This window comes from Exiguobacterium sp. s63, from assembly GCF_018617335.1.
In the GTDB taxonomy this organism is placed as follows: domain Bacteria; phylum Bacillota; class Bacilli; order Exiguobacteriales; family Exiguobacteriaceae; genus Exiguobacterium.
This window is the reverse complement of sequence record NZ_JACSKB010000003.1, coordinates 299915-317657: the sequence shown is the minus strand read 5'-3', so window position 1 is coordinate 317657 and position 17743 is coordinate 299915. Positions and strand designations below refer to the sequence as shown.

At 49.5% G+C, this 17743-nt stretch carries 17 protein-coding genes and 10 tRNA genes; 1 reads left to right on the top strand and 26 read right to left on the bottom strand.

Going from position 1 to position 17743, the window contains the following annotated elements:
* Positions 1-97: 97 nt before the first annotated feature.
* From KNO90_RS12105 to acpS, 18 genes are all read right to left on the bottom strand, one after another.
* Positions 98-174: transfer RNA gene (locus KNO90_RS12105), tRNA-Ile, on the bottom strand.
* A 10-nt stretch (positions 175-184) separates the two neighbouring features.
* A tRNA-Arg gene (locus KNO90_RS12100) sits at positions 185-261 on the bottom strand.
* A gap of 3 nt (positions 262-264) precedes the next feature.
* Positions 265-352 (bottom strand) — tRNA-Leu (locus tag KNO90_RS12095).
* 24 nt (positions 353-376) lie between these two features.
* A tRNA-Lys gene (locus tag KNO90_RS12090) sits at positions 377-452 on the bottom strand.
* A 10-nt stretch (positions 453-462) separates the two neighbouring features.
* Positions 463-534: transfer RNA gene (locus tag KNO90_RS12085), tRNA-Gln, on the bottom strand.
* Between the two features lie 7 nt (positions 535-541).
* Positions 542-617 (bottom strand) — tRNA-Asp (locus tag KNO90_RS12080).
* Between the two features lie 21 nt (positions 618-638).
* Positions 639-714 (bottom strand) — tRNA-Val (locus tag KNO90_RS12075).
* Positions 715-719: 5 nt separating this feature from the next.
* A tRNA-Glu gene (locus tag KNO90_RS12070) sits at positions 720-794 on the bottom strand.
* A 29-nt stretch (positions 795-823) separates the two neighbouring features.
* Positions 824-915, bottom strand: a tRNA-Ser gene (locus KNO90_RS12065).
* 9 nt (positions 916-924) lie between these two features.
* Positions 925-999 (bottom strand) — tRNA-Asn (locus KNO90_RS12060).
* A 204-nt stretch (positions 1000-1203) separates the two neighbouring features.
* Positions 1204-3333 (bottom strand): Tex family protein, encoded by a 2130-nt coding sequence (locus KNO90_RS12055; protein ID WP_215113684.1) that lies wholly within the window; start codon positions 3331-3333, stop codon positions 1204-1206.
* A 69-nt stretch (positions 3334-3402) separates the two neighbouring features.
* Entirely contained in the window at positions 3403-4203 is an 801-nt protein-coding gene (gene sigB, locus KNO90_RS12050; RefSeq protein WP_015880560.1) for an RNA polymerase sigma factor SigB, read from the bottom strand.
* Positions 4169-4648 carry an anti-sigma B factor RsbW gene (gene rsbW, locus KNO90_RS12045; protein ID WP_015880559.1) on the bottom strand — a complete coding sequence of 160 codons (480 nt, stop codon included), beginning with the start codon at positions 4646-4648 and terminating at the stop codon, positions 4169-4171. The genes sigB and rsbW overlap by 35 nt, the downstream gene beginning before the upstream one ends.
* Positions 4645-4971, bottom strand: coding sequence for an STAS domain-containing protein (locus KNO90_RS12040; RefSeq protein ID WP_015880558.1), 327 nt, complete (start codon positions 4969-4971; stop codon positions 4645-4647). Before KNO90_RS12040 ends, rsbW begins: the two co-directional genes overlap by 4 nt.
* A 141-nt stretch (positions 4972-5112) precedes the next feature.
* A complete protein-coding gene (locus KNO90_RS12035; RefSeq protein WP_026824472.1) occupies positions 5113-5463 on the bottom strand; it encodes a type II toxin-antitoxin system PemK/MazF family toxin in 351 nt (116 codons plus the stop codon).
* A 5-nt stretch (positions 5464-5468) separates the two neighbouring features.
* Entirely contained in the window at positions 5469-5747 is a 279-nt protein-coding gene (locus KNO90_RS12030) for a hypothetical protein (protein ID WP_214742691.1), read from the bottom strand.
* 129 nt (positions 5748-5876) lie between these two features.
* Positions 5877-6953 carry an alanine racemase gene (gene alr / locus KNO90_RS12025; RefSeq protein ID WP_215113683.1) on the bottom strand — a complete coding sequence of 359 codons (1077 nt, stop codon included), beginning with the start codon at positions 6951-6953 and terminating at the stop codon, positions 5877-5879.
* Positions 6940-7308, bottom strand: a complete 369-nt coding sequence (gene acpS / locus KNO90_RS12020) for a holo-ACP synthase (protein ID WP_215113682.1) — start codon at positions 7306-7308, stop codon at positions 6940-6942. Before acpS ends, alr begins: the two co-directional genes overlap by 14 nt.
* Positions 7309-7371: 63 nt before the next feature.
* Here acpS and KNO90_RS12015 point away from each other — a divergent pair, with 63 nt between their 5' ends.
* Positions 7372-8097 carry a rhomboid family intramembrane serine protease gene (locus KNO90_RS12015; RefSeq protein WP_214742688.1) on the top strand — a complete coding sequence of 242 codons (726 nt, stop codon included), beginning with the start codon at positions 7372-7374 and terminating at the stop codon, positions 8095-8097.
* Between the two features lie 35 nt (positions 8098-8132).
* On the opposite strand, the gene argF is transcribed toward KNO90_RS12015, so the two are convergent.
* The 8 genes from argF to KNO90_RS11975 all read right to left on the bottom strand — a co-directional run bounded on the left by argF (position 8133) and on the right by KNO90_RS11975 (position 17730).
* Complete coding sequence (gene argF, locus KNO90_RS12010) at positions 8133-9059, bottom strand: ornithine carbamoyltransferase (protein ID WP_215113681.1); 927 nt, start codon at positions 9057-9059, stop codon at positions 8133-8135.
* Positions 9056-12076: a carbamoyl-phosphate synthase (glutamine-hydrolyzing) large subunit gene (gene carB / locus KNO90_RS12005; protein ID WP_215113680.1), complete on the bottom strand. Its 3021-nt coding sequence runs from the start codon at positions 12074-12076 to the stop codon at positions 9056-9058. The genes argF and carB overlap by 4 nt, the downstream gene beginning before the upstream one ends.
* Positions 12069-13121 (bottom strand): carbamoyl phosphate synthase small subunit, encoded by a 1053-nt coding sequence (locus KNO90_RS12000; protein WP_215113679.1) that lies wholly within the window; start codon positions 13119-13121, stop codon positions 12069-12071. Before KNO90_RS12000 ends, carB begins: the two co-directional genes overlap by 8 nt.
* Positions 13118-14263 (bottom strand): acetylornithine transaminase, encoded by a 1146-nt coding sequence (locus KNO90_RS11995; protein ID WP_215113678.1) that lies wholly within the window; start codon positions 14261-14263, stop codon positions 13118-13120. The genes KNO90_RS12000 and KNO90_RS11995 overlap by 4 nt, the downstream gene beginning before the upstream one ends.
* Positions 14223-15002 carry an acetylglutamate kinase gene (gene argB / locus KNO90_RS11990; protein WP_215113677.1) on the bottom strand — a complete coding sequence of 260 codons (780 nt, stop codon included), beginning with the start codon at positions 15000-15002 and terminating at the stop codon, positions 14223-14225. The genes KNO90_RS11995 and argB overlap by 41 nt, the downstream gene beginning before the upstream one ends.
* Complete coding sequence (argJ, locus tag KNO90_RS11985; RefSeq protein WP_215113676.1) at positions 14999-16216, bottom strand: bifunctional glutamate N-acetyltransferase/amino-acid acetyltransferase ArgJ; 1218 nt, start codon at positions 16214-16216, stop codon at positions 14999-15001. Before argJ ends, argB begins: the two co-directional genes overlap by 4 nt.
* 11 nt (positions 16217-16227) lie before the next feature.
* The gene (argC, locus tag KNO90_RS11980; RefSeq protein ID WP_214742681.1) at positions 16228-17253 is read right to left on the bottom strand and encodes an N-acetyl-gamma-glutamyl-phosphate reductase; all 1026 of its coding nucleotides are present in this window, start codon (positions 17251-17253) and stop codon (positions 16228-16230) included.
* Positions 17254-17412: 159 nt separating this feature from the next.
* On the bottom strand, positions 17413-17730 hold the full coding sequence (locus tag KNO90_RS11975) for a hypothetical protein (RefSeq protein ID WP_015880545.1): 318 nt from the start codon (positions 17728-17730) through the stop codon (positions 17413-17415).
* Between the last annotated feature and the right edge of the window lie 13 nt (positions 17731-17743).

Sequence of the window (17743 nt, the reverse complement as noted above, 5' to 3'; positions counted from 1 at the left end):
GATATAGCTCTTAAATTGACGAAGCTTGCGCTTCATTCAAAAATTGTAAAACTTATTTTTGCCTCATCGTTCAGTTTTCAAAGTTCGTCAGTTTAAATGGTGGGCCTAAGTGGACTCGAACCACCGACCTCACGCTTATCAGGCGTGCGCTCTAACCGGCTGAGCTATAGGCCCATAAAAAGAATGGTGCACCCTGAGAGATTCGAACTCCCGGCCTTTAGATTCGTAGTCTAACGCTCTATCCAGCTGAGCTAAGGGTGCATATGGTGCGGTCGAGAGGACTTGAACCTCCACGGTGTTAACCACCACTAGGCCCTCAACCTAGCGCGTCTACCGATTCCGCCACGACCGCAACTTATAAAGTTAAAAAGAAAAATGGTGAGTCATGCAGGGCTCGAACCTGCGACCCTCTGATTAAAAGTCAGATGCTCTACCAACTGAGCTAATGACTCAAATAAAAAGCTGGGCTGGAAGGGATCGAACCTTCGCATGTCGGAATCAAAATCCGATGCCTTACCACTTGGCTACAGCCCAACGTAAATGGCGGTCTTGACGGGATTCGAACCCGCGATCTCCTGCGTGACAGGCAGGCATGTTAACCCCTACACCACAAGACCAGATTACGTTTTTATTTGAAATGGTGGAGGATGACGGGATCGAACCGCCGACCCCCTGCTTGTAAGGCAGGTGCTCTCCCAGCTGAGCTAATCCTCCATATATGGTGACCCGTACGGGATTCGAACCCGTGTTACCGCCGTGAAAGGGCGGTGTCTTAACCGCTTGACCAACGGGCCAATCTATGTGTCTTCTAAGTAATGTTAAGTGGCGGAGACGGAGGGATTCGAACCCTCGCACCGGTTTCCCAGCCTACTCCCTTAGCAGGGGAGCCCCTTATAGCCTCTTGGGTACGTCTCCAAAATAAAATGGCTCCGCAAGTAGGATTTGAACCTACGACCTACCGGTTAACAGCCGGTTGCTCTACCACTGAGCTATTGCGGAACGTTGCTTGAAATTATCGAAGTAACGATTTATATTGTAACCGCAAACCAGAAACCTGTCAATCACTTTCTTAGAAAAACGTTTATTTCGCGTGCCGTCTCTCGGCGACTTCTATAAGATATCACGGTACAAAAAGACCGTCAACACTTTTTCTAAAAAAAATCAGGTAAAATGAAAAACATTTTACCTGATTCGAGTTTCTTCTTATTTAATGCTCGGCGCAAGCATTGTTAAACTAATTCGTCCCCGATTCACATCGACTTGTTCAATCCACACGGTCACGATATCACCAACGGCCACGACATCTAACGGATGTTTCACGTAGCGATTCGATAATTTCGAAATGTGGACCAAGCCATCCTGTTTCACCCCAATGTCAACGAACGCTCCAAAATCAATGACGTTTCGAACGGTCCCTTGGAATTCCATGCCGACTTGAAGGTCTTCAAGACTCATGACATCTGTGCGTAGTAACGGTTTCTGGATATCTTCCCGCGGGTCACGACCTGGTTTGGCTAACGACTTCAAAATATCTTCGACTGTCGGAAGACCTGCCTCCAATCGTTCACTTAAAGCTTCGGCGTCGACTTGTTGCAATCGTTCTCGAAGCGCGACCGTTCCGACCTCCGACTTTGAAGAACCGATTTCTTTTAAAATCGATAACGCGAGCGGATAGCTTTCTGGGTGAATCTCTGTCTGATCGAGAACGTCCTTCCCGTTCATGATCCGCAAGAATCCAGCCGCTTGTTCAAACGCCTTCGCTCCGAGGCGAGGAACTTTCTTAATTTCCTTTCTCGTTTCAAAGCGTCCATTCTCTTCACGGTATGCCACAATATTTTTTGCAGTTGTTTTATTGAGTCCCGAGACGTACGTCAATAAAGACTCGGACGCACGGTTCACATCGATTCCAACCATGTTGACCACGCTCTCGACGACGAACTCTAAAGAGGCCTTCAGTTTATTCTGGCTGACGTCATGCTGATATTGTCCGACACCGACAGATTGTGGGTCGACTTTGACGAGTTCCGCCATCGCGTCCTGAATTCGACGTGCAATCGAGACGGCTGACCGTTCCTCGACTTTCAAATCCGGGAATTCACTTCGTGCGACTTCCGATGCCGAGTAGACACTCGCCCCCGCTTCGTTCACGATCGCATAAGCAATGTCACGTTCCGCTTTCTTCAACCAGTCGGCGACGAACTGTTCCGTCTCTCGTGACGCCGTTCCGTTTCCGACGACGATGACCGAGATTGGGTATTTCTTCGCAAGTCTCGTCAGTACGTTTTCAGCACCGGCGATATCGTGCTTTGGTGCAGTCGGATAGAAGACGCCAACCTCTTCGACTTTTCCAATCTCATTGACGACTGCCCATTTACAACCAGTTCGATAAGCCGGGTCGATCCCTAGGACGACGACCTCTCGAAGGGGCGGCTGCATATAAAGTTGTTTCAAGTTTTTCGAGAAGACATCGATCGCCTGCTCTTCTGCCTTTTCTGTCAGCTCACCACGAATCTCCCGTTCGATAGCTGGGAAGACTGACTTCTTGTATGCCTCTGTCACAGCTGCCTCCACAACTTCACGCTTTTCTTTCGGAAGTCGTTCATATGTACGGAGCGCTTGATCCATGAAACGCGTCTCGTCAAATACCACTTTCACTTGGAGCACATCCGTACGTTCCCCACGGTTTAAGGCGAGTACGCGGTGTGGGACAATCCCAGCAATTTTTTCTTCATATTCATAATACTGCGCAAAAATCTCTTTTTCGTCTTCCGCTTGTTTTTTCTTCTTCGAGCGCAAGAGTCCTTCTTTTCGTACACGATCGCGAAGCATCTGACGTAGTTTCGCTTCTTCTCCCCATTCTTCGCCGATGATGGCGTGAACGAGTGGCAACGCCTCTTCTACCTCGACGTCTTGAGAAAGTTCTTTTACCTTGTCCGAAGAATAAGGTGATTTGTCCCGGAACCAGTCCGCAAGCGGCTGTAATCCTTTTTCGCGTCCTTGTTCTGCTTTCGTCCGTCGTTTTGGACGATATGGCAAGTAGATGTCTTCCACTTGTTGAAGCGTAGTCGCTGCCTCTAACGCTTTCGTTAGTTCAGGCGTATTTTTTTCCAACTCTTCTAATTTAGCAAGGACATCCGCTTTACGTTTTTGTAGACTCTCTTCATATTGAAGAGCATCTAAGATTCCTTTGATTTCGACTTCGTCTAGATTTCCCGTCATTTCCTTCCGATAACGGGCCATGAACGGAATCGTCGCCCCTTCAGATGCGAGCTGCCGAACCGTCTCGACTTGGTTCACTTTCAAGTTTAACGCGTTAGCCACTTTCGTAATCACTTGAATCACTTCCTTTTTTGATCTCTTCCAAAGTGTAGCAAACATTCAAACAAAAAAGCGATGACTCGATTAGTCATCGCTTGAGAATACTTCATTGAGTGGGACCTTGATGGCTTCACGCAGCTTTTCGAGTGCTCGTCGTTGCAAACGGGACACATGCATCTGCGAGATTCCAAGAAGTTCACCTGTCTCTTTTTGACTCATATTCTTATAGTAGGCGCATTCTAAAATGGCGCGTTCACGCTCATTTAAGACATTGAATGCCTTCTCTAGAATAAGACGTTGGTCGACCGATTCATATCCACGCTCTTGGCTACCGACTAAGTCGAGTAACGTGACGGTGCTGCCTTCGTTATCCGCTTCGATTGAACTATCAACCGATAAGGCTTGATAACTCTTACCCATCTCGAGTGTTTCGAGAATTTCTTCATCGGATACACCGAGGTGATCGGCAATCTCATCGATCCGTGGTGAACGTTGTAGTTCGGTCGTCAACTCTTCGACCGTCTTTTTAATCTTTGGACCGAGCTCTTTAATCCGGCGCGGCACGTGGACACTCCACGTCTTGTCACGGATGAATCGTTTGATTTCTCCGATGATTGTCGGGACGGCAAACGATTCGAAACTACGACCAAATTCCGGGTCGAATCGACGAAGTGCCGCTAATAATCCAATCATCCCAACTTGCACAAGGTCGTCGTGAATCGCACGCCCACGAGAGAATTTGCGGGCGAGTGCTTCAACGAGGTCTGAATAGCGGTTGATGAGGAGCATTTGCACTTCTTCGTTTTGATCGTCTTGTTGATAGCGTTCAATCCACTCTAGTACCTCGTCATCACTGTGATGGCGTTGTTGAGATTTTGCTGGCACTCTGATCCACCTCGTCCCTGTTGAGGAGTTTTGTCATCGTCACTTTGACACCGTTGTCTTTATTGATCGAGACATCGTCCATTAATGCTTCGATCAAGAAGAGACCAAGTCCTCCTTCATGGAGCGATTCAATCTCGGTCGTCTCTTCGACCGGAGCGGCCTGACGCTTCACATCGTCTGCGAACGTCTTACCTGAATCTTCAATCGTGATTTCAAGACGATCGGCATAGACGCCACAAGCGAGTTTGACTTCTCCATCTTGATGATCGTCATAAGCATGTTGGACGGCGTTGCCACATGCTTCCGAGACCGCGATTTTAATATCCTCGATCTCGTCGTACGTATATCCCATACGGTTAGCGATTCCTGAAACGACTAATCGAACCACACCGACATATTCGGGTTTGGCCGGGAACGTCATGACCGTCTGTTCAACATTGTTCATTGCGTGCCACCTCTTACGTTCGAATTAATAGAAAGAAGTTTGTGAAGACCCGTCAATTCGAATAGACGATTGACTCGGTCTGTAACTCCGACAAGTGACAATTCTTTCTCGTTGCGTGTGGCAATTTTCAATGCCCCTACGAACACGCCAAGACCTGTCGAATCCATATACTCCACTTCGTCTAAATGAACGACCACGTCTTGTTCACTGATGGCCGGGTGCAATACTTCTTTCAATTTTGGTGCAGTATATGTATCCACTTCTCCGGATACGTAAAGGTGTAATTGTTCTCCAATGACTTGCTCGCGAATCGCTAAATCCATCGTCTATTCCCTCCTAAATGTCCGTACAGAAAAATTGAGTACGATTAACTTAAATTCCCCTTCAACAAAATCTTAAACCACTTTTTTAAAAAAAGTTTAAAAAAAGACCGATACCTATGTACCAGTCTTATCTATGTAAGGCTAGAGAGGGATCAATCCCATACTGATCTCTAGCGCTCTGTCCACTTTATGCATCGTCTCATCATCGAGATGAGTGACTTTATCCGTCAGACGACGCTTATCAATCGTTCGAATCTGTTCAAGCAAAATCACAGAGTCTCGTTCGAGCCCGTGCTTCTCTTGATATACTTCCACATGAGTCGGCAGTTTTGCTTTTTGAATCTGAGCTGTAATCGCAGCGACAATGACGGTCGGGCTAAAGCGATTGCCGATGTCGTTCTGTACGATGAGAACGGGTCGAACGCCACCTTGCTCTGAGCCGACTACGGGCGACAGATTCGCATAAAACACGTCACCACGCTTTACGATCACGCTGCTCACACCCCACTTACTTGACGTAAGAGAGCGTGTTCGGCTTCGGTTTCAATCGTGAGCATCTCTTCTGCCATATTCAAGTTAAACGCGGCCATCTCTTGATAGCCTTTCGCCAATTCTTCACGCAGTGCTTGTTGTCGATCAGCAATTTCTTTAGACAAGTATGTCACTACATCGTTCAAGGACAGTGTTTCACGGTCTTTCATCGAAATCGGACCCCCTTGTTGCGAGAACCGATCTGGGACGGACGCTAGCGCACCCGCAGTTCGCTGCTTCAACATCTTACACCTCCAGAATCGTTTCATGGACTGGCGGAAAATCTCCCGCGTTCTTTATCAATATAACACGCGGGAATGGGAAAATATAGAGAAATCGAGAAAGAATTCAGATAATTTCACACGATTTATGATTCACACATAAAGACGCGGCAATCGGCTCGTAAATTGGCAGACGATCTCATAGTTGATGGTCCCAAGATAAGACGCCAGTTCATCAATGGTGACGTTTCCACCAACAAGGGTCACATCCGTCCCGACAGGAAACTCTTCTGGAAGTCGGATCATGAAACGATCCATACAGACGCGTCCCACGATTGGGCAACGGACCCCGTTGACCTCCACTTCAAATCCACTCGCCTTGCGTAACCATCCATCCGCATAACCGACCGGGACCGTACCAATCCATTCATCGGCTGACGTCGTATACGTCGCACCGTAACTGATTGTCTGACCTGCCTCTAGCAGTTTCACCTGCATGAGCTGACTTTTTAGCGTGAAAGCCGGACGCAGGAACGAATAGAACGTCTCCATCTCATGTGATGGATATAACCCATAGAGCGCGATGCCGACACGAACCAGATTATAAGGAACGTCTTGTCCCGCCATCCGGATGGCCCCGGCCGAGTTCGACGTATGGATATAGCGGAACTGCTCATGCAGTCCATCCATTAAGCGTTCGAACCGTTCTTGTTGTGTGAAGTACAAGTCGCTATCAAGTTCATCCGCCGTCGCAAAATGAGTGTAGATGCCTTCAATGACAAATAAGTCGTTCGCTTCTTCAAGTAAGGCATCTAATTGTTCACGGGTGCGTAGGCCGAGACGTCCCATTCCGGTATCCACTTTGATATGAACCGTCAACGGTTTTTCTTCTATATAAGGAGCAGCCTCTTGTAACCATTCAGCAGAAAATACAGATAGCGTGATGCCCTGTTCTGCCGCCACTCCGGCATATTCCGGGAATTGTGCTTCCATGACAAGAATGGGTGCCTCAATTCCTGCATCCCGAAGTTCGATTGCTTCCTCGAGTAATGCGACCCCTAGCATCGTCGCCCCATTCTCGAGGGCGATTTTCGCCACTTCGACGGCCCCGTGTCCGTAGGCATTCGCTTTGACGACCGCCATGAGGTCCTGCGGAATCCGTCTTGTTAATTCTTTTATATTATGGGCGATGGCCGCCCGATCAATCTCGATTCGACTAGGACGTAACATGTTGTCCCTCCTCTTCTAAGATGACTTGTGCGATGGCATAAGTTTGACTGTGGCTGATGCTGACATGAATCTTCCCCGCAAACGGCGCGGTCATGACAGGTCGGCCTGTCTCATCCGGTAAAATTTCTATATGACGCCACGATAAACCGCGTGCGATGCCAGTCCCGATCGCCTTGGCGTAAGCCTCTTTTGCGGCAAAGCGACCTGAGACAAATTCGATTTGACGTGGAAGTGGATACTGTTGAGACAACTCATATTCTGCATCGGTAAGCAGCCGTTTTAAAAAACGTGGTTGTTTCATCGAGCGAGCCATCCGATCAAGCTCGACGATATCGACTCCGATTCCTACAATCACAGGACACTCGCTCCTTTCCTTTTTTCCCCGTTTCCTTATACAATTGAGGAAAGAGGTGATGTTATGTTTAGTCGTACGGAAAATGTACAAACGTTTGTACGGGCATATCCACTCGTAACGCTGTTCATTGTAATCCAACTCCTTGTGTTTGTCATCGATTCTTTCGCTCCTGGCTTACGAATCGTGGCGACGGGAGGGTCGTTCCATTTGGCACTGGCGGACGGGCAATGGTACCGCTTGGTCACGGCCAACTTCATTCATTTGAGTCTCGGCCACTTGCTGTTCAACTCGTTCGCGCTGATCATCTTCGGACCGGCGATGGAACGAATGGTCGGACACGTGAAATTTGCCTTGTTTTATGTATTTGCCGGAGCACTTGCTAACTTGTTTACGTATTTTACCGTCAGCAACTTATTTTATTTACAAGCCGGTGCGTCAGGTGCCATCTTGGCCGTCCTCGGATTTTACGTATTTATCGGACGCTTCCGCCGGACATTGATGTATAGCCAAGATGCCCGCTTGGTCTATATCTTTGTCGCCATCAGCGCCGTCTTCACATTGATTGGATCGAATGTGTCGCTTTGGGGACACGTGTACGGTTTCTTGGCAGGATTCTTACTCGCCATCCCGCTCTCACGATTCACTGTTCCGTACACAAGACCGACTCGCTACGGACCTTATAAACAACGTTCGTACGCACCTCCTGTCATTCACTCCGGTGACGGGAAATGGTTCTTCTACATCATCATCGGACTAGCGATCTTTGGTTTATTGGCGCGATTCCTATAACAAAAGGGTGACACTTCGCGTGTCACCCTTTGTCGTTACGTCAACAATGTCAGCATCAATGCCTTTTGTGCATGCAAACGATTCTCGGCTTGATCAAACACCCATGACTGCGGTCCATCGATCACACCGGCTGTCACTTCTTCCCCGCGATGTGCCGGCAAACAGTGAAGGAAGATGGCGTCGGTGTTTGCAAGAGCCATCAACTCTTCATTCACTTGAAACCCGTTAAACTTCAATAGACGCTCCTCGGCTTCCTCCTCCTGCCCCATGCTCGCAAAGACGTCCGTGTAGACAACATCCGCCTCGTTCATAGCAAGCGACGGGTCTTCAAACAACGTGATGCTTCCCCCGGTCGATGCGGCCAACTTCTGCGACGTTTCATAAATGATTTGATCAACGGTATATCCGTTCGGTGAGGCGATGCGGATATGCATCCCACTCAGTGCCCCACCAATCATGAGCGAGTGGGCCATATTATTGCCGTCTCCGATATACGTCAACACTTTTCCGGCACGACTCCCGAACTGCTCTTCAATCGTCAATAAATCCGCGAGGACTTGGCACGGATGATGCAAGTCCGTCAGCCCATTGATGATTGGAATCGAACCGTGTTGCGCCAACGTCTCTACCGTTTCATGCGCATACGTTCGAATCATGAGCGCGTCCACGTAACGACTCATCACTTGGATCGTATCCGTTAACGGTTCTCCACGCCCGATTTGAAGATCTTGACCGCTAAGGAAGAGTGGGTATCCACCTAATTCGACGACCCCGACTTCAAATGACATACGCGTCCGTGTCGATGCCTTTTCAAATAACAAAGCGACTTTCTTCCCTGCCAGTGCCGTTGCGTAAGATTGAGGCGAGCGTTTTACTTCGTGTGCCAATTGCATCAACGTATCGAGCGTATCCGGCGTCAATTCCTCCATCGTTAAAAAATGTTGCATCGTCTTTACTGTCATTTGGCTACTCCCTCTCTCATTTGAATGGATTGTAACGACTGAACCGGATTGCCGGTTTGTGACTGACTCATCTGATAATACTGGGCTAACTGTTTGGACGAAATGATATGCACCCCGTGACGGACGGCGATTTCACGTGATTCTCGCTCTTCGATTACGTCCGATAACAGGACAGCGACATCTTGGAAATCAGTGACGTCTGCGAGTGGTGTATCTCCGACATGTTCAAACCCTTTTCCAAATACGATCTGCGTACGATTCATCACCCGTGTCGTCAACGCATCATACATGAACCGCTCCGGCACATATGGGGATGAACTGAACTGAAGCGTCTCGCCGGTCGAACGCATGACGGGACCCGTCATCGGATCGACGCCCGGCAATTTGACGTTCGAGAAGATTGGCGTCTTCACCGCATAGTTCGTCAATGTCGAAGGATGTGTCGGAACGAAATCCTTCAATGCGAGACCATACGCCGCATACGTCGCCCATTCGATCAATGGTTCACCCGTCACTTTGCTGACAATCGGCACGGTCCGTGACGCACGCGGATTGATTTCAAGGACGTAAATCGTGTCTTCCTTCAACACGAACTGAATGTTTAGGGCTCCCTTGTAATCGAGCGCCTGTCCAATTCGTTTCGCAATCGACTCCACTTGTTCTTGAATCGACAAACTCGTCTCAACTGGTGGCAAGACCATCGTCGAGTCTCCCGAGTGAACACCTGCCGCTTCGATTTGTTCCAGGACGACCGGCACATATACCGTTTCTCCGTCCGTCACACAATCCACTTCGAGCTCACGCCCAGCGACGTATTGATCCACTAGCGTTGGATAGGAAAGGGTCTGTAACGCCTCTTCCAACTGTTCCTCTGAACGAATGAGTAGCATTCCTTTCCCTCCAATTACGTAGGACGGGCGCAGGATACATGGATAGCCAAGCTTTTGAACGGCATCATGCAACTGTGTTGGGGAAGTGACTTCTTCACCCGGGATATGTTCGACTTCAATCGAATCAAGGAATTGGTAGAAACGTTCCCGGTCTTCCATTTGGTCAATGGTGTTTGCGGATGCACCGAGCAAGTGATACCCCGCCGCTTCTAAATCATGAGCGAGTGCAATCCCCGTCTGTCCACCGAACTGAATCAAGACATCCCGGCACCCTTCTGCTTCTAACACGTTCATGACGTCTTCGCTCGTCAGCGGTTCGACGTACAGTTTGTCCGCAATCGAGAAGTCGGTCGACACGGTCTCCGGGTTGTTATTGATCATGATGGTTTCGACACCACGTTTTTGAAGGGCCCAGACCGCATGTACCGAACTGTAATCGAACTCAATCCCTTGACCGATTCGAATCGGACCAGCCCCAATGATGGCCACCTTTCGCGTGTCACTCGACTCCACCTCCGACGTCCCGTGCCACGAGCCGTAAAAATAAGGGGTCTTACTTTTAAACTCGGCTGCGCATGTATCGATCATCTGATATATCGGTTGAATGGAAGCCGCTTCTCGGAGCGCTTTGATGTCTTCCACTTGCATGTGCATCACGTCGGCAATTTGTGCGTCCGTGAACCCGAGTCGCTTTGCTTGAAGCAACTGAATCGGATTCGTCAAATCCTCCTTCGTCATCTGAATGAGTCGTTTTAACATGTGAATGAAATGAGGGGTGATACCTGTAATCTGCTGTAATGCATCGGCCGACATCAACTCACGGTCAAGCAAGGCGAGACAAGCGTGCAATCGACGATCGGTCGGTGCCTCGACTTCATTCATCAAGACGTCGACCGCGGCTTCCTGCATCCACTTCGGATAAAGCGGTGACTGTTCAATCCCGGCACCACGCCATGCCTTTTGTAACGCTTCTTCTAATGTTTTCCCCATCGCCATACTCTCGCCGGTCGCCTTCATCTGTGGTCCGAGGGCACGGTCTGTCTCCGCGAACAAGTCGAACGGGAAACATGGTACTTTCGCTGTAATGTAATCAAGTGCCGGTTCAAAACTTGCCATCGTATTCGTTGTAATTGGATTGATACAGCGATCTAACGGTTCACCCAAAGCGAGACGTGTCGCAATTTTGGCAATCGGATAACCGGTCGCTTTTGACGCAAGGGCCGAACTTCGAGAGACACGAGGATTCACTTCAATCACGTAGTACTCTGACTTCGTCGGATGAACCGCAAACTGAATGTTACATCCACCAATCACACCGAGTTCGGATACGATTCGAAACGCCGCACTCCGTAACGTCTGATGCATTTGGTCCGATAAGGTTTGTGCCGGAGCAAACACGACCGAGTCTCCTGTATGCACACCGACCGGATCGATGTTTTCCATGTTGCAGACGATGATGCACGTTCCGAACGCATCACGCATGACCTCGTATTCAAATTCTTTATAACCAGCGATGCTCTTCTCGACCAAACATTGTGAGATTGGACTCGCTTCCAGACCCCGACGTGCCATCGTATACGCCTCATCCTCCGTCATCGCAATCCCACCGCCGGTCCCACCGAGCGTGAACGCTGGACGGACGATGAGTGGCACACCTGTCGTTTCGATGAAATCTGTCAGTTCTTCAATCGTCTCAATCGTCGTCGATGTCGGGATCGGCTCGTTCAACAGCTCCATCTTTTGCTTGAACCGCTCACGGTCTTCCCCGTCACGAATCGTGTCGAGTGACGTACCGAGTAGTTCGATTCCATATCGTGCCAACACGTCGGCTTCTTCGAGATCAAGAGCCAAGTTCAATGCTGTCTGTCCCCCGACCGTCGCGAGGACGTGCGTCGGACGTTCCTTCTCGATGATGTCGATTGCTTTTTGAACGGTCATCGCCTCAATATACGTCGCGTCCGCCATTCCTGGGTCCGTCATGATTGTGGCAGGATTGGAGTTCAATAAGACTACTTCACACCCAGCTTCACGAAGCGCTTGGCACGCCTGTGTTCCGGAATAATCAAACTCTGCGGCCTGCCCAATCACGATGGGACCTGAGCCGATTACGAGTACTTTTTTATGCATACACGTTCACTCCTTCTTGAATCATTTCATCAAAACGGTCGAAGACGGACTGCGCGTCCGTTGGTCCAGGACTCGCCTCCGGATGGAACTGTGTCGTGAAAATGGATGCATTCGGATGGATCAATCCTTCCACCGAGTGATCGTTCACGTTCTCATACAGCAATTCAAGCGGGCTCTGTTCGATACTCGTACGCTCGACCACATACCCGTGGTTTTGCGAAGTCATCCATACGTCGTTCGTCTTGACGTTTCGGACCGGATGATTCGAACCACGATGTCCGTAGGTTTGCTTTTCAATCTTGCAACCGAATGCGAGTGCGAGCAGTTGATGCCCCATGCAAATCCCGAGTGTCGGATACGATAACGCTAATTCCCGGATGACTTCAATTTGCCCGAGATGCTCTCGCGGGTCCCCAGGTCCATTCGATACTAAAATGCCGTCCGGTCGTAATCCCTCGATGATCTCTTTTGATGTATGGTACGGAACACTCGTCACGCGATACCCACGTTTCACGATTTCACCAACCATCGAGGACTTCACCCCGAAGTCGAGGCAAACGACATGCCCTTTCTCCCCGTCTCCTTCCTGAACGAGCGACGTCGTCGTGACATACTCTGTCAGGTGATAACGCTCTGGAACTACCATCGATTCATGTTTTTCCGCTGACATGATCCCGAATTGATCACCTTCATCACGTAACACATGAACGAGCGCACGCACATCAACTTGTGACAGTACCGGAATCCCTTCCTGCTCTAACCAATCCTTTAATTCAGATTGGGCACCAGCGTCGGCAAGTGTTTGAACAAGGACACCGGCCACTTGAATGCGAGTACTTTCGCTCCCGTCTGATTCCAGTCCATATTGTCCGATCAGCGGATAAGTGAATGCGATGATTTGTCCAGCATATGACGGGTCGGTTAACACTTCTTGATAGCCCGTCATACCGGTGAAGAACACGACTTCGCCACTTGCGCGTCGTGCACTCGTCTCCCAAGTTCCTGCAAAATGCATGCCGTTCATTAAGCTGATGTTTCCGTTCATACGACGCCCTCCTTCTGTAAGATTTGTTCAAGTTTCGTCAACGCTTCGTCAATCTCGCATTTAGTAACCAGTAGCGAGGGAAGGAAACGCATGACGTGCGGACCCGCCATGACGACCAATAATCCCACCTCTGCCAATTGTGCGACCCATTCACTTACTGGTTCTGTCGAGACAAGCCCAATCATCAGCCCAAGTCCTCTCACTTCGACGAAGCGTTCTCCGTCCACGAAGCGATTGAGTCCTTTTTTCAAATAATCCCCCATGTCTGTGACATGCTTGAGAGACTCCGGTGTGAAGAGGACATCGAGCGTCGCTTCTGCCGCCGCCATCGCCACTGGATTTCCACCGAATGTCGACCCATGGCTCCCAGGACCAAAGACCGTCGCCGCTTCCGACGTCGTCAAGATCGCGCCGACCGGAATACCACTGCCCAATCCTTTCGCCAATGTGACGATATGAGGGCGGAGCGGTGTTTGTTCGTATGCGAAGCGTGTCCCGGTACGCGCGATTCCAGTCTGTACTTCATCGACGACGATTTTGACATCGTACTTGTCAGCCGCTTCCTGTAACGCCTGCAACCACAGGGGATCTGCGACGACGACGCCACCCTCACCTTGTACAATCTCGAGCCAAACAGCAGACGTTTCGTCATCGATCCAGTTGAGAGCATCCATGTCGTTGAACGGTGCATGAATAAAATCACTCACCATCGGTCCGAATCCCTGTTTTACTTTCTCTTGACCAGTCGCCCCGAGCATGGCGAATGTACGTCCATGAAACGACTGCGTGAATGTGATGATTTTAGTCTTCTGCGTCCACTTTCGCACTAACTTAAAGGCCGCCTCGTTCGCTTCCGTTCCACTGTTACAAAAGAAGGCATGCGTCAGATGCGTCCCTTCCGTCAACTTTTCAGCGACACGCTGCTGACCAGATATCAAATAGAGGTTGGACGTATGCCACACCCGGTTCAATTGATCTTCAATTTTCTGTTGCACGTATGGATGACGATGTCCCGTTCCACACACGGCAATGCCCATCACAAAGTCTAAGTATGTCTTTCCAAAAACATCCGTCACGTACGACCCGCTCGCCTGCGCAATCTCAATCGTTCGTGGTCCGTATGTCGGTAACAGCGAATTCATAGTTCCCCTCCCATAATCTTGTCCCTGCGAGCGTCGCGTCACGACCATCTCGGATTCGGGCACTTTTGACCCCTCCTGCCACTGCTTTTAAGAGTGCCTCTACTTTAGGTACCATCCCTCCATTAATTTCTCCAGATGCGATGGCTTCTCGAACGTCCCGTTCGTTTAGCATCGGCAGAAATTCACCGTGTATCCGAATACCGTTCACATCGGTCAATAGTTCCAATTCATCCGCTTGCAACGAAACGGCAAGTGCCACCGCACAATCATCGCCATTACAATTCAACGGACCATCCATGCCACCAATCACCGATGTCACAACCGGCACATGTCCGGAATCCATCAATCGTTCGAACACGTCATTTCGAATCGAAACCACTTCACCGACTTTCCCGAGTCCATGTAGGGGTTGACCGAAAATCGCACTCCCGTCGACCCCCGATAAACCAAATGCATCGATATCATTTCGCGCCAGTGTCGACACGACATCCGTCTGCATTTCCCCTGCCAACACACGCCAAGCTCCAATCAACACCTCGTCTGTCGTCACACGACGTCCGTCCAAGAACAACGGTTCAATTTGTTGAGATGTGCAATACGCCGATAGTTTCGGCCCGCCTCCATGGACAATGAGCAGTTCATTCCCTTCTTCCATCCAGGCCCGCCACTCTTCAAAGTACGCAGGTGTCATCGAATCCCAGACACTGCCCCCCAGTTTGATGACTTTCCGCTTCGTCATGTCCGGTAACTCGCGTTGATTTTGACGTAGTCGTAAGTCAAGTCACATCCGTATGCTTGGCCGAATCCATTCCCATCATGCAAATCGATCGTGATGGTGACGACGTCTCGACTCATCTCTTCGGTCGCAGACACCTCGTCAAACCAAACAGGTGTACTGTCCTTTAAAACAAGTTGACTTCCGATTTGAATATCAATCGCTCCGACGTTTACCGGGAACGGCACGGCTCCGATTGCGGCAATGATTCGCCCCCAGTTGGCATCCTGTCCATATACCGCCGTTTTTACTAGTGATGATCCGACGATTTGCTTGGCAATCGCTCTAGCCTCTTGGTCGGATGTTGCTCCGCTGACATTCACTTCGATGAGTTTCGTCGCCCCTTCCCCATCTTTTGCAATCGCTTTGGCAAGGTCTAAACACACATCTGTCAACGCCTGTTGGAACGCGTCATGTGCCGAAGTTCCCTCTTTGATCTCTTCCATTTCTACTGCCCCACTCGCCATGACGAGCACCATATCGTTCGTCGAGCTATCCCCGTCCACCGTGATGTTATTGAACGAGGCGTCGACACTTTTCTTTAGCGTCTGCTGTAACAATTCCGGTGCAATGACGGCATCTGTCGTGACGAATCCAAGCATCGTCGCCATATTCGGATGAATCATGCCCGATCCTTTAGCGACACCCGCAATCGTCACGGTCGCTTCTTCTTCGTCATATTGAACAATCGTCTGTTTCGTTCCCGTATCCGTCGTCAAAATAGCCTCAGCAAACGATTGTCCATCTTCCCAGTCGGTCGTCGGTTGCAGTTGACCAATCCCCTTTATGAGCGGGACCATCGGAAGTGGTTGTCCGATGACGCCTGTTGAGGCAATCGCCACTTCCTCCGGTTTCACACCTATATGTGTTGCGGTCATGTCGCGCATCGTGTAGGCATCCTCTAATCCCTGATCTCCTGTACAGGCATTCGCGTTCCCACTATTGATCAATGCTGCTCGCAGATATCCATTTGATGCAGCCAGTGATACTTTCGTCACTTGAATCGGTGCCGCTTGAAAGTGGTTCGTCGTATAGACGGCCGCCGTGCTGGCCAATCGCTCACAAACGAGTAGCGCCAAATCTTTACGCTTTCGTTTTAGTCCTGCATGGATGCCACACGCTTGAAATCCTTTCGGTGATACGATGCCCGGCTTCTGGGTCGCCATGATGTCGATCATGCTTCATCCTCCTAAATGTATTGTGGTTGATTCAATAGTCCGAGTGTCTCCTCGAATCCGAATCGAACATTCGCATTTTGTAGCGCTTGTCCGGCCGCCCCTTTTTGCATATTGTCGATGACCGAGACGAGCGTCAGTCGATTCGTCCGTTCTTCTTTATACACCCAAAGGTCGCAGTAATTCGAACCGACCGCTGACTTGATTTCTGGTTCTCCCCGCTGCACCCGGATAAATGGTTCATCCCTATAAGCGTTTCGAAGACGATTCACCCACTCATCTTCCGACACGTGATTGTTCGGCTGGACCGTGATCGTTGCCATGATCCCTCGATTGATCGGTAGCAAATGCGTCGACATCGAGATTGTCGCTTCTTTACCTCCCATGTCGTACAACGTCTGTTCGATTTCCGGAATGTGCTGATGCGCATGAATTTTATATAACTGCACGTTCTCATTCGATTTGGCGTGATGGGTCTTCTCACTCAATCCTTTACCGGCGCCTGTAATTCCAGAACAAGCCGAAACGATGATGCGCGTCGGATCAATCCAGTCATTTTGAACGAATGGCAATAAGGCGAGCGAGACAGCGGTCGCATAACAACCCGGATTCGAAATCCATTTCGCGTCTGTGAGCCTGTGTCGATTCCACTCGGTCAATCCGTAAACAGCCTCTGTTTGAATGACTTCGTTGACAGGTGGCTTCCCGTACCACGTTTCATACAAGTCGGATGGCAATCGCAAGTCCCCACTCAAATCGATGACCACCCCAGGAAAAGATGCTAACTGTCGAATATAATCAGCAGACACGCCGCTCGGTGTCGCAAGAAACAACACATCAATCCCGACTAAATTGTCCACTTGAAACGGCTCGAGTGTTTTCTGTCCTGCTTGTAACCACGGGTACAATTCAGACAAGGTCATCCCGGCGCTCGAGTCGCTGATTGCTTTTTCTAATTGGATAGTCGGATGTTGCTCGATCAGCTTCAGCAACTCCAACCCGGCGTATCCTGTTACGCCGACGATGCCACACGTAATCATCTCTCTACCTCCTCAGAAGAATAAAATGATTGAACCATACGCATATTTATTCTGTCAATTGTATTTTTATTCATTGTTGATAGAATGATACCTTGTTTATTGGTGTACGTGGGTTTTGGCAAATAAAAAAAGCCTGATGCGCATGCACCAGGCCTATGATTAGATTTGATTTTTATGACGAGCCTCTTGAAGCGCATCGACTAGGTCTTTGACGTCTTCGACGAGGTTTTGAATCGTATCTTGGTTTTCTTCGTAAAGCGATTTCCATTCCATGACACGGTCTTTTAAGTTGCCTTTTGATGACGCTTGAAGACCGACTGCATGTGCCTCAGTCGACGTGTTGGATGACTTCAACTTCGACTTGATGCCTTTCAATTGTCTCACTTGTTGATCGCGCGTTTCGCTATGGAGAAGTGATGCCGCTGCACCAATGACTGCACCTGCTGCCATCCCCAACCAAAAATAATTCTTGTTCATAAAAATCCTCCCC

Coding starts and splice junctions, on each gene's coding strand:
- rsbW (WP_015880559.1), bottom strand. CDS start 4,648: ATGAACAATGTTGAACAGACGGTCATGACGTTCCCGGCCAAACCCGAA.
- KNO90_RS12040 (WP_015880558.1), bottom strand. CDS start 4,971: ATGGATTTAGCGATTCGCGAGCAAGTCATTGGAGAACAATTACACCTT.
- KNO90_RS12030 (WP_214742691.1), bottom strand. CDS start 5,747: ATGTTGAAGCAGCGAACTGCGGGTGCGCTAGCGTCCGTCCCAGATCGG.
- alr (WP_215113683.1), bottom strand. CDS start 6,953: ATGTTACGTCCTAGTCGAATCGAGATTGATCGGGCGGCCATCGCCCAT.
- KNO90_RS12015 (WP_214742688.1), top strand. CDS start 7,372: ATGTTTAGTCGTACGGAAAATGTACAAACGTTTGTACGGGCATATCCA.
- argF (WP_215113681.1), bottom strand. CDS start 9,059: ATGACAGTAAAGACGATGCAACATTTTTTAACGATGGAGGAATTGACG.
- carB (WP_215113680.1), bottom strand. CDS start 12,076: ATGCATAAAAAAGTACTCGTAATCGGCTCAGGTCCCATCGTGATTGGG.
- KNO90_RS12000 (WP_215113679.1), bottom strand. CDS start 13,121: ATGAACGGAAACATCAGCTTAATGAACGGCATGCATTTTGCAGGAACT.
- KNO90_RS11995 (WP_215113678.1), bottom strand. CDS start 14,263: ATGAATTCGCTGTTACCGACATACGGACCACGAACGATTGAGATTGCG.
- argB (WP_215113677.1), bottom strand. CDS start 15,002: ATGACGAAGCGGAAAGTCATCAAACTGGGGGGCAGTGTCTGGGATTCG.
- argJ (WP_215113676.1), bottom strand. CDS start 16,216: ATGATCGACATCATGGCGACCCAGAAGCCGGGCATCGTATCACCGAAA.
- argC (WP_214742681.1), bottom strand. CDS start 17,253: ATGATTACGTGTGGCATCGTCGGCGTAACAGGATACGCCGGGTTGGAG.
- KNO90_RS11975 (WP_015880545.1), bottom strand. CDS start 17,730: ATGAACAAGAATTATTTTTGGTTGGGGATGGCAGCAGGTGCAGTCATT.